Annotated in this window: 13 protein-coding genes and 1 riboswitch; of the genes, 6 read left to right on the top strand and 7 right to left on the bottom strand. The window is 40.1% G+C overall.

The window, feature by feature from the left end; all coding sequences use genetic code 11:
* Nucleotides 1-19: 19 nt before the first annotated feature.
* Nucleotides 20-122: riboswitch (purine riboswitch) on the top strand.
* Nucleotides 123-293: 171 nt separating this feature from the next.
* Complete coding sequence (guaA, locus tag NSQ62_RS18965) at nucleotides 294-1,604, top strand: glutamine-hydrolyzing GMP synthase (protein ID WP_341323978.1); 1,311 nt, start codon at nucleotides 294-296, stop codon at nucleotides 1,602-1,604.
* Between the two features lie 391 nt (nucleotides 1,605-1,995).
* Entirely contained in the window at nucleotides 1,996-3,546 is a 1,551-nt protein-coding gene (guaA, locus tag NSQ62_RS18960) for a glutamine-hydrolyzing GMP synthase (protein ID WP_341321622.1), read from the top strand.
* A 24-nt stretch (nucleotides 3,547-3,570) separates the two neighbouring features.
* On the opposite strand, the gene NSQ62_RS18955 is transcribed toward guaA (NSQ62_RS18960), so the two are convergent.
* The gene (locus tag NSQ62_RS18955) at nucleotides 3,571-3,750 is read right to left on the bottom strand and encodes a hypothetical protein (RefSeq protein WP_341321621.1); all 180 of its coding nucleotides are present in this window, start codon (nucleotides 3,748-3,750) and stop codon (nucleotides 3,571-3,573) included.
* A gap of 187 nt (nucleotides 3,751-3,937) precedes the next feature.
* On the opposite strand from NSQ62_RS18955, the gene NSQ62_RS18950 reads away from it, so the two are divergent.
* Nucleotides 3,938-4,087: a hypothetical protein gene (locus NSQ62_RS18950; RefSeq protein ID WP_341321620.1), complete on the top strand. Its 150-nt coding sequence runs from the start codon at nucleotides 3,938-3,940 to the stop codon at nucleotides 4,085-4,087.
* Nucleotides 4,088-4,227: 140 nt separating this feature from the next.
* Here the strand turns inward: NSQ62_RS18950 and NSQ62_RS18945 are convergent, their stop codons facing one another.
* On the bottom strand, nucleotides 4,228-5,085 hold the full coding sequence (locus NSQ62_RS18945) for a manganese catalase family protein (protein WP_341321619.1): 858 nt from the start codon (nucleotides 5,083-5,085) through the stop codon (nucleotides 4,228-4,230).
* 143 nt (nucleotides 5,086-5,228) lie between these two features.
* Between NSQ62_RS18945 and NSQ62_RS18940 the strand changes: the two genes are divergently transcribed.
* Complete coding sequence (locus NSQ62_RS18940; RefSeq protein WP_341321618.1) at nucleotides 5,229-5,699, top strand: DUF2243 domain-containing protein; 471 nt, start codon at nucleotides 5,229-5,231, stop codon at nucleotides 5,697-5,699.
* Complete coding sequence (locus NSQ62_RS18935) at nucleotides 5,700-6,494, top strand: cytochrome c oxidase assembly protein (protein ID WP_341321617.1); 795 nt, start codon at nucleotides 5,700-5,702, stop codon at nucleotides 6,492-6,494.
* Nucleotides 6,495-6,551: 57 nt separating this feature from the next.
* On the opposite strand, the gene NSQ62_RS18930 is transcribed toward NSQ62_RS18935, so the two are convergent.
* Both NSQ62_RS18930 and NSQ62_RS18925 read right to left on the bottom strand, forming a co-directional pair.
* Nucleotides 6,552-7,592 (bottom strand): acyl-CoA dehydrogenase family protein, encoded by a 1,041-nt coding sequence (locus tag NSQ62_RS18930; protein ID WP_341321616.1) that lies wholly within the window; start codon nucleotides 7,590-7,592, stop codon nucleotides 6,552-6,554.
* A gap of 15 nt (nucleotides 7,593-7,607) precedes the next feature.
* Complete coding sequence (locus NSQ62_RS18925; RefSeq protein ID WP_341321615.1) at nucleotides 7,608-8,123, bottom strand: DUF4242 domain-containing protein; 516 nt, start codon at nucleotides 8,121-8,123, stop codon at nucleotides 7,608-7,610.
* Nucleotides 8,124-8,219: 96 nt separating this feature from the next.
* Between NSQ62_RS18925 and NSQ62_RS18920 the strand changes: the two genes are divergently transcribed.
* Nucleotides 8,220-8,642 carry a helix-turn-helix domain-containing protein gene (locus NSQ62_RS18920; RefSeq protein ID WP_341321614.1) on the top strand — a complete coding sequence of 141 codons (423 nt, stop codon included), beginning with the start codon at nucleotides 8,220-8,222 and terminating at the stop codon, nucleotides 8,640-8,642.
* 14 nt (nucleotides 8,643-8,656) lie between these two features.
* On the opposite strand, the gene NSQ62_RS18915 is transcribed toward NSQ62_RS18920, so the two are convergent.
* The 3 genes from NSQ62_RS18915 to NSQ62_RS18905 are packed head-to-tail and all read right to left on the bottom strand — an operon-like array spanning nucleotide 8,657 to nucleotide 11,164.
* Entirely contained in the window at nucleotides 8,657-9,418 is a 762-nt protein-coding gene (locus NSQ62_RS18915; RefSeq protein WP_341321613.1) for an ABC transporter permease, read from the bottom strand.
* A gap of 19 nt (nucleotides 9,419-9,437) precedes the next feature.
* On the bottom strand, nucleotides 9,438-10,379 hold the full coding sequence (locus NSQ62_RS18910) for an ABC transporter substrate-binding protein (RefSeq protein ID WP_341321612.1): 942 nt from the start codon (nucleotides 10,377-10,379) through the stop codon (nucleotides 9,438-9,440).
* A gap of 11 nt (nucleotides 10,380-10,390) precedes the next feature.
* Nucleotides 10,391-11,164, bottom strand: coding sequence for an ABC transporter ATP-binding protein (locus tag NSQ62_RS18905; protein ID WP_341321611.1), 774 nt, complete (start codon nucleotides 11,162-11,164; stop codon nucleotides 10,391-10,393).
* Nucleotides 11,165-11,233: the final 69 nt, after the last annotated feature.

Below are 11,233 nucleotides of genomic sequence, written 5' to 3'. Positions count from 1 at the left end.
AAGAGTAAAATTTAAAAAAAATCAATAAGTGATGTGCCTTCATATAGGCCCGATAATACGGTTCGGGTGTTTCTACTAAGTTACCATAAACAACTTATTCTATGACGGTAGGTAGACGTGTACCTTTTTGGAGACGTCTATCTGCCTATATAAATAATGAGGAGAACGCGTAGAAAAGCTTGTGTAAATTGGTTTTTCTACGCGTTTTTTGCCGTTTTTAGGCCCTCTATACAAATTGTTTGAAGTGATGGGAAAAACAAAAATAGTTGGACAACACATTAATAGGAGGCTGTATTAGCTTGAAGCAAGATAACATTTTAGTATTAGATTTAGGTAGTAGTGAGAATACAACGATTGCCCGTTGGATTCGTGATTTAGGCGTATATAGTGAAATTCATGCACATGATATTACTGCCGAGAATATTAAAAATTTAAAAACTGTAAAAGGGATTATTTTAAACGGTGGTAAAAATAATATCATTGACGGTGAAGCAATCGACGTATTAGATGAAATCTATAATTTAGATATTCCTGTTATTAGTGTAGAACATCCTTCTACGAAAGCTCTTAAAACATTAGCAGTATGGCCAAATGAAGAAGAATCGAAAGTAATTCTAAAAGATTTCGTATTCGATACATGTAAAGCAGAAGCAAACTGGAACATGAAAAACTTCGTTGAAGATCAAATCGCGTTAATGCGCGAGCAAATCGGCGATAAAAAAGTACTTTTAGCCCTTTCAGGCGGTGTAGATTCTTCAGTTGTTGCAGCATTACTTGTAAAAGCAATCGGTAAGCAATTAGTTTGTGTACACGTAAACCACGGGTTAATGCGTAAAAATGAGTCTGAAGGCGTTATTAAAATGTTCGAAAAAGACTTAGAAGAAAACTTAATTTACGTAGATGCATCTGAGCGCTTCTTAGGCAAACTTAAAGGCGTAGCAGAACCAGAAGAAAAACGTAAAATTATCGGGAACGAATTCATTCGTGTATTTGAAGAAGAAGCACGTAAATTAGACGGCATCGACTTCTTAGCACAAGGGACAATTTATCCGGATATCGTAGAATCAGGTACAAAAACACATAAAGTCGTGAAATCTCACCATAACGTAGGTGGCTTACCAGAAGACTTGAAATTTGAATTAGTGGAACCATTATTCCAATTATTCAAAGACGAAGTTCGTGCATGTGGCGTAGAGCTTGGCTTACCGCATGATATGGTATACCGTCAACCATTCCCAGGTCCAGGCCTTGGTGTACGAGTTTTAGGTGAAATTGAACCAGAACGTCTTGAAGCAGTACGTGAATCAGATGCGATTTTACGTGAGGAATTTGCACTTGCTGGTTTAGACAAAACAGTATGGCAATATTTCACGGTTGTACCGAACTTCAAATCAGTAGGTGTTCGTAATAACGAGCGTACGTATGAATACCCAGTAATCATTCGTGCCGTTAACACAATTGATGCGATGACAGCAACAATCGAGCCAATCGACTGGCCGATCTTATTAAAAATCACAGACCGTATCATTAACGAAGTAAAACACGTTAACCGCGTGTGCTACGACCTGTCACCAAAACCAGGCGGCACGATCGAGTGGGAGTAAACGATCGCCAAATTTCGAGGAGCTTTAGCCCGGAGAAATTTTTTGCGTAGCAAAGCGAGCGTTTGCGGCGAAAGCGAAGCGACAGCCGCACATCTTTTCGAATCGCCAAATTTCGAGGAGCTTTAGCCCGGAGAAATTTTTTGCGTAGCAAAGCGAGCGTTTGCGGCGAAAGCGAAGCCCGTATAGAAACAACAAAACGATAATTTATAAAAAAGAGGAGGGGCAAAATCATTTAGCCATAGCACGTTACTATCTTACAAGATATGACAACAGTGTTTGTATAAATCATTCACCCTCCCTTACCTATAAAAGGGTGTGTCTTAACAAGCAGTACAGACACATCCTTTTTGTGATTAAAAATAGATGAAACTAACTAGAAGAGGTGCAAAACGTGTCAACTCCCTTATTAAAAGAACAAGAAAAAATCGTAGTATTAGATTTCGGTAGTCAATTTAACCAATTAATTACACGCCGTATCCGTGAATTTGGCGTGTTCTCTGAATTACACCCACATACAATTACAGCAGATGAAATTAAAGACATGAACGCTGTCGGTATCGTATTCTCAGGTGGTCCAAACTCGGTATACGATGATTCAGCATTCAAAGTAGATCCAGCGATTTTTGACTTAGGTTTACCGATCTTAGGTATTTGTTATGGCATGCAGCTAATGGCGCATACACAAGGTGGTAAAGTTGAAGGCGCGGAAACACGTGAATACGGTAAAGCCGAAATCAACGTTACAACAGACAACAAATTATTCGGTGACTTACCGAAAGACCAAATCGTATGGATGAGCCACGGTGACCACGTAACAGCGGTTCCACAAGGCTTTGAAGTAATCGCAACGAGCCCAGCTTGTCCAATCGCTGCAATGGCAGATACATCTCGTAAACTATATGCAGTACAATTCCACCCAGAAGTACGTCACTCTGTATACGGGAACGACTTACTGAAAAACTTCGTAATCGAAATTTGTGGTGCTAAAGGCGATTGGTCGATGGCAAACTTCATCGAAATCGAAATTTCAAAAATCCGTGAGCAAGTGGGCGACAAGCAAGTACTTTGCGCATTATCAGGTGGTGTTGACTCATCAGTGGTTGCGGTATTAATCCACAAAGCAATCGGAGACCAATTAACATGTATGTTCGTAGACCACAACTTAAACCGTAAAGGCGAAGTTGAGCAAGTAATGAAAACTTTCACAGAAGACTTCGATATGAAATTAATCAAAATCGATGCACGTGAACGCTTCATGAACAAGCTTAAAGGCGTGTCTGATCCAGAACAAAAACGTAAAATTATCGGTAACGAATTCATTTACGTGTTTGACGAAGAGTCAGCAAAATTAAAAGACATGGACTTCTTAGCACAAGGTACGCTTTACACAGATATCATTGAATCTGGTACAGCAACTGCCCAAACAATTAAATCTCATCATAACGTAGGTGGATTACCAGAAGACATGAAGTTCGAGTTAATTGAACCACTTAATACATTATTCAAAGACGAAGTACGCGCTTTAGGTTTAGAGTTAGGTCTTCCAGAAGCAGTCGTATGGCGTCAACCATTCCCAGGTCCAGGATTAGGTATCCGTGTACTTGGTGAAGTAACAGAAGAAAAACTAGAAATCGTACGCGAAGCTGACTTCATCTTACGTGAAGAAATCAAAAACGCAGGACTTGAGCGCGACATTTGGCAATACTTCTGCGTATTACCAGACATCCGTTCAGTAGGTGTAATGGGCGATGGCCGTACATACGACTACGCAATCGGTATCCGCGGCGTAACATCAATCGACGGCATGACATCTGACTGGGCACGCATTCCTTATGACGTGTTAGAAAAGATTTCTGTACGTATTGTCAACGAAGTAAACGGCATTAACCGCGTGCTGTATGACATCACTTCTAAGCCACCAGCTACTATTGAGTGGGAGTAAACGATCGCCAAATTTCGAGGAGCTTTAGCCCGGAGAAATTTTTTGCGTAGCAAAGCGAGCGTTTGCGGCGAAAGCGAAGCGACAGCCGCACATCTTTTCGGATCGCCAAATTTCGAGGAGCTTTAGCCCGGAGAAATTTTTTGCGTAGCAAAGCGAGCGTTTGCGGCGAAAGCGAAGCGACAGCCGCACATCTAACTTGAGCAAAAAACCACCTCTTCATGGGGTGGTTTTTTGTTATAGTCAAATTTAGCAAAAATAGGTTTACTAAATTTTTGAGTTTTTTGCTGATAGATACAACCCGAATAATGCATTAATAGCGCCTACCTTCACAAAATAAGGTATAATTCAATGAACCAATTCTCTTGAAAGACATGAAAAGTAGGTGAACAACGTGGGAAAATATCAACTGGATTATAAAGGTATGGCAGCTGTGACAAAGTTTCATGAAAAAAACAAGCCTGCCCAATTTGATAAAAAGCAACAAATCGAAAAGTTACGTGCAGAGTATTTAAAAAAGAAGCAAGAACAAACAGATAAATAACTTCAATTTTATCAAGGGTTAGCGTGCTGTATGACAATACTCTAACCCACCTTCTACGATTGAATACTGTAATAACAACATAAAAAGCTTGGTACAGCCTGATTAAAAAGGCTACTACCAAGCTTTTTTCATTCCCAAACTTATCTCCCCATATCCCCAAGCCCTGGACTATGCTCATTTGGCATCTCCGGCATGTATGGCAACGGGAAGCCGACTGGTGGTGGGGTTACTTCAAGGGTCCCGCCGTTTCGACTTGGCGTTTGACCTTGGAAGATTTCACCGATACGTGTTGGATCGAGTCTGAAGTTGAATTGCACATTATGGAAGCCCATATCGACGAATTTTCGGCATTCGGGGTATTTGTTGATGTCGTAGTTTGGCACTGGGAACAGCTTGCCCCAATCAACGCCTAAAGTTTCTAATGCTTTAGCGAAGGCGTTTTGATGCGCGTTATCTCGCACGATAAGGAAAGCGAGCGTCTCACGAAACGTCTGGTTTGAGCTCATTTCGTAAATGCGCGTTTTTTGCAGCACACCGGTTGATTCCAAAATTAAGTTATCCAGTAAATCGGCAATCAAGTTGCCATGTGCATAAACCCATGAGCCATTCCAAGGATTGCCGGCAGCGTCTACAGGTAAAGAGGCCTGTGCGCCAACGATAAAATGATGCGGATTTGCATGGCGGACTGCATCATCTAAAGGTGCGCCGTCAACACCGGTATTTCCAGGCGCAATCGATTCGCCGGAATCATTTAACAACTGATTAATCGTATTTTGTACAAGCTCTACGTGCGCAATTTCTTCTAAAAACACCCCGCGCAGTAAATCCCGATACTGCGTTTCTTTCCCTCTAAAATTGGAGCTTTGGAAAAAATATTGCATCATTGTGCGCATTTCCCCGTAATGCCCGCCTAAAATCTCCTGTAACACACGCGCTGCTTCTGGATCTGGTTTATCAGGTTTAATAATATTGATTAATTCTTCTTTGTAATAATACATATACAACGCCTCACTTTATTTTCATTCATTATTAACACCGATAGTATGGATAAAGAAACAAATACCATGCAGATTTCGTGCATAGAATGATACGTAAAGAATCAGGAAAGACTAAGCGTAAAACGAATTGAGGGGAACGAGAGATGGCGATAAAAAGTGGTGGAAGTGGTCGTGTAGATATGAGCCGGAATTTTTGGTCAGGCTTTCTATTTGGCTTAGGGTTAATTGCTTTTGTGGATGAGGTAATTTTTCATCAGCTACTACGCTGGCATCATTTTTACGATAAATCGACAACGGATGTTGGCTTAATCTCGGATGGGTTATTTCATGCGTTTAGTTGGTTTGCGACAATTGCGGGATTGTTTATGTTCGCAGATCTTCGGCGTAGACATAGTTATTGGTTTAAACGATGGCTTGCTGGAATACTAGTCGGTGTCGGTGGGTTCCAATTATATGATGGTATTATTCAGCATAAAATTATGCGCCTGCATCAAATCCGATATGTAGAAAATGTGTACCTCTACGATATCGTGTGGAATGTGGTGGCGGCGGTTATTTTGCTAGCAGGTATTGAACTGATGAGACGGACAAATAAATTAAAAAGGTATTATTAAATGCATACACATCACGTAGCAAATGGTCACGAAGTTGTGCAGTTGCTTTTCATATTTGGGTTTAGTTTACTTGCCGTGCTGTATGTTGGCGCGGTGCTTTTTACGAATCGCAATTATAAAAAATGGCCGATGTACCGCACAATTTGTTGGTGCCTTGGCTTATTATGCGCATCGCTTGCTGTAGTTGGTCCGCTAGCAAATCTTGCGCATGAAGATTTTACGATGCATATGATGGGGCATTTACTTTTAGGAATGCTAGCACCACTGCTCCTTGTGCTAGCCGCACCGATTACACTCCTACTAAGAACGCTCAGTACAAACTCCGCACGACTACTGACAAAGTTGTTGAAAAGCTGGCTAGCACGAATTGTCACGGATCCAGTTGTTGCAACACTCCTTAACATGGGTGGACTTTGGTTGTTATATACGACGGAGCTTTACACGCTTATGCATGACAATAGCGTGGTCTCATTTTTCGTACATGTCCATATCCTCTTAGCAGGTTATTTATTTACAATTTCAATGATTTATATAGATCCCGTATTTCACCGGAAGTCCTTTATGTACCGCGCTATCGTGTTAATACTTGCACTGGCGAGTCATGGGATATTAGCGAAATATCTATACACGCATCCGCCGAGTGGAGTAATTCTTGAACAAGCTCAGCAGGGGAGTATGGTGATGTACTACGGTGGGGATTTAATCGATGCGGTGATTATCTTTATTCTTTGTCTGCACTGGTACCGGGCGACGAAACCGCGAGTGGTGAAGGAACAAGCATGTGCAATAGACTAGAATTAATAAAATCCCCTCGATGCCCTATATTACTAGGGACTCGAGGGGGATTGTTGTTTAAATTTTAGTCTGCAATTTTTGTAAATGGCGAACAGTTGGTGTTAAGTTTGCAAAGAAGTACGCTTCACGAAGTTTACGAGAAGGGACACTTCCGGCAACATAGCCAGCCGCACCATTATGAAGCATGTTCGCCTGCACGGCAGCTAATGTATTTTCAACTGTTTTTAAACGAAGAGGGACAACCGACTTTAATGTTAATTGTTGCGCGACTCCGTTTAGGTCGTGAAGGATTTCCTTATAGGTTGCTTCTAAGTCCGTTGCCTGCACTTGTAAATATTCGTTGCTACCATTTTGTTTTGCTTTTACTTTTTCAATCCCTTCAACTGCTGCCGCGATTACACCAGCACCTAATGGAATTTGATAATAAATAAAGGTAGGGCGAATTTTATCACAAAAGGCTTTAGCTTCGTGTGCAATGACCTGTTCATTTGGAATGAATACTTTCTCGAACTTGCAAGAATACGTAGCACTACCATTTACCCCGATAAAGCCAACCTTTTCTTTTAACTCAAGTCCATTTGCTTTTGTTGAGACAAGCACCATTACTTCTTGATCATCTAAAGTGGCAATTACGCCGAAATAATGACGTTGTCCAAGATTTGAAACAGCAGGTAAAGTCCCATTAATAATATAACCATCTGCTGTTTTTTCAGCTGAAAGATGCAACTTTTCTAAACCGGAATAATACTTCATAGGGTTTGATAAGCCAGTAGCGCCTAAAAATTCACCTTGTTCAATTTGGGGTAAAATCGTTTTTCGCAAATACATATTCTCTGTATGACGTAAATAGGTTAAGGCAGCTAAATGGCACCAAATGCAAAAGGCTGTTGTCATACAAACCTTTGCCGTCTCACGGACAATCGCTGCTTCATCTTGTAAAATAGTTGGTACGTCTTTATTTGTCGAATCGAAAAAACCTGCATTCGCTAAAGCTAAAATATACTCTTCTGCATAAAAGGCCTGTTCATCAACTTTTTTAACGATCGGTTTTAGCTTCTCATCGATAATTTGATGAAGCAGCTCAATATTTATTGCCATTTTCCTTCCTCCTTATTAATCAGCTAATTCAGTAAGAGATGTAATTGGTGTTTGAACGGCTTCACGAGCACGCTTTACTGCTGCTTCATCTGGTGCGTCATAGAAGCACAAGCATTTTGTCATATCTTCACATACATACGTACGAGAGAATTTCACATCAGGCACTTCTTCGTATTTCACTGAATTTTTCTTTTTACGCTCTAAATATTTTTCCATCGTTATTTCAGCAGGAATTTCCCATTCTACTAAATAGTTTACTTGTTCATTGTTATTTTTAACTTCATCTAATTCTTTCCCGATTAAGCGCACTTCTTTTGTTAAATCAGCTACGGCGTTTTGTGCTTCTAACGCTGATTTTGCCTCTTGCTCAGTTGCTGCTTCAATAATGAAATAGGCACGTGAAAAGTCTTTTGCTACTTGCACTTCGATAACATGAGTACCTTCCGTTGCATGCACCTTTTCAACGAATGCTGAGAAAGCGCCCTTTGTTGAAATTTCGTTAATCGTTGATTCTACTAAAAATAAAGTCATTTTAAATTCCTCCAATATATAGTTTTATTGAGTTAAAAAAATTAACTCGCATTGTATAAAATTAATGCTTATACTTAATTACAAGGAGGAGACGACATGAAAACACGCTATGACTTACCTTGTAATATCGCACAAACATTAAATGTAATAGGTGATCGATGGACATTATTAGTGATCCACGAATTACTTATAGGTGAAACAAACTTCAATGATATTAAACTAAAACTCCCTGGCCTTTCAGCGAATACATTATCAAGTCGCTTAAAGGAATTAGAGCAGGCGGGACTTGTAAAAGCAGAGCTTTACGTGGCACATCCACCACGTTATCGATATACATTAACTGAAAAGGGTCAAGCCTTAGAGCATGTATTTAATGCAATGATTATATGGGGCGCCGACCATTTAGACACGTGTTATAAAGAAATTGTTGATGAAAACAATGACCGTGTAGCAGTTGGTTATTATTCAACAAAAACTGGACAAAAAGTGGAGCAAATCAATATTCGACCATTAGCTTGAACCATTGAGTCTTTTTAAGTTGTTCCACCCCAAATTTTGTTGACCCAAGCCTCAAAGTAGTGAATCCCCTTATCTAAAACTAAACCAAGAACCCCAATAACAACGATGCTTGCTAGTACTAAATCTAAACTTAGTGCATTTCGAGCATCGATAATTAAGAAGCCAAGCCCCGATTGTGCTCCAACCATTTCCCCTGCCACTAAAAAGATCCAAGCAGAGCCTAAAGCCATATGCAAGCCATTTGCAATCATAGGAAACGATGCAGGTAAAACGATTTTTCTTAATGTATCAATCTGGCTCATCTCAAAATTTGCTGCAATGCGTAAATACGTTTTATCGACTTTACGTACAGCAGATACGGTTGATAATAAAACTGGGAAAAACGCTGCTAAAAAAATAATAACGATAGCAGGCATATTGCCGATACCAAACCATAAGACAATAAACGGAGACCAAGCAATAGGTGACACTGGGCGCAATACTTGCACAATTGGGTCAATCACTTGCCATACTTTTGGCAGTCTGCCTAAAATCAAGCCTAGCAAGATGGCGATAATAACAGCTGTTAAATAACCTGAAAAGAAGCGAAATAAGCTAATTTGGATATGGGTGAAAATTGAGCCATCCATGATGATGCCAAACAAAGCTTCGCCTACTTTTAACGGAGGAGGGAAGAGTGCTGCTTGATGCCCACCGAAAATTGTAGCCAATTGCCAAACGATGATTACTAATAAAAACCCAAGTGCAACCGGTGAAAACTTTCTCAATATGACCATACGATCCCTCCGTCCTTAGTTAGTTTACAAGGCGAGCATCTACAAATTCCTCATAGGTTGGAGGGTTTTTAGAAAGCTCCATTTCAATTAATGCATTGCGTAAAATTTCATAGCTGTCTTTTTCAATGGCTAAGTTATCATAAGAAATCCATTGTAATGACAGGTCTAACACATCTTTTTCAACTGTTAAATATTCGCTTACAACATCATGTGTATGATCGTCTTTATGCTGGGCAAGATCGCCACCTGCAATATAGTCATCTACGAAGCTTTGAACGAGCTCTTTATTATTTTCAATAAACTGACCTCGTAATACTAAGCCGCAGTCGATAGAATCCTGCCAGATGTCTTCGGATTGATAGAGCACGTTGCCATTTTCAAGTGACACAGAAATTGCGCCGAATGGTTCTGCCACGACATATCCTGCGATGCGCCCTTCTGCAAGAGCAGCAGGCATTTCAGCAGGAGGCAACTCAATGACATCTACTTCGTCATAACCGATATTATGCTTTTTTAACATTTCATATAATAAAATATTATGTGTAGAGAAGCGGCTAGGAATGGCAAAAGACTTCCCTTTTAATTCCTCAACAGATCCGATATTCTTTCCACCAATCAGCACATTCCCGTCACGGTGACCAAGTGCGACTGCTTTTAAATCAATACCTTTTTCCTTTGCATTCATCGCTAATTGAATCAACATAGATGCCCCATCAATCGCGCCTGAATTTAACGCGTCCACTAATTCCGGCCAAGAACCGAATTTTACAAGCTCTAAATTATAATTTTCATATTCTGTATCCTTTTGCATATATAAAGGAACAGCGTGTGTGATTGGCAAATACCCAATTTTTATTGTTGGTTTTTCTCCATCAGCTTTTGTTTCTGAAGCGTCGTTAGTTCCACAAGCAGTTAATGCAAGTACAGCTACGAATAACAGTAACGCAAAAATCTTTTTCATCTTTTCGCCTCCTAAATATTAAATTCGATTGGTGATTTCATATTGGTAAAGTGAAACTCATTAAATATGAGTTCGCGATAGTGTTGGAAGTCAGAATCTGAACGATCGCGCGGCTTGCTCATTTTTAATGAAATTTCTTTATGGATTTCTCCTGGGTTAGGCTTCATGATGAAAATACGATCCGCTAAGTAAATGGCTTCGTCGATATCATGTGTCACGAGAATAATGGTCATTTTTTCGCGTTGTTGAATTTGCAATAGTTCATTTTGCAAATAATAGCGTGTAAATGTATCTAATGCTCCGAAGGGTTCATCCATTAAAATAACTTCGGGCTGGATAGCGAGCGCGCGTGCAATGGCAACGCGTTGTTGCATGCCCCCGGATAACTCACTCGGTAGAGAAGAAGCACGATCGTGTAAACCAACCATTTGTAAGTAATGCTGTGCTCGCTCAGTAATGGCTTGCTTTGTTAAGCCAGAACCCTCAATGCCTAACTCCACATTTTTTTGTACAGAACGCCATGGCAAAAGACCATAGTTTTGCATGAGCATGACGCAGCGTTTACTTGGAGTGATGACTTGCTGGCCATCTAATCGCACACGTCCAGAGTCGGTTTCTTCAAAACCACCAATGCAATTAAGCAATGTACTTTTGCCGCAACCACTTTTTCCGAGCAATGCAATTACCTCGCCGGGTTGAATATCAAACGTAATATTACTGAGCACAGGTGAAGTGCCATTATAAGATTTTGTAATTTGTTCAACTGAAACAATAGGTGTAGACAAAAAAATCACCTCACTTAAAACCAATTATTCTTGTAGGTTTTATATTATATGAGTTATTTTATTATACTC

Origin of the sequence: Solibacillus sp. FSL H8-0523 (assembly GCF_038051985.1) — a bacterium.
In the GTDB taxonomy this organism is placed as follows: Bacteria; Bacillota; Bacilli; order Bacillales_A; family Planococcaceae; genus Solibacillus.
The sequence above is the reverse complement of the archived record's forward strand: the minus strand, read 5'-3'. Positions and strand labels throughout refer to the sequence as shown.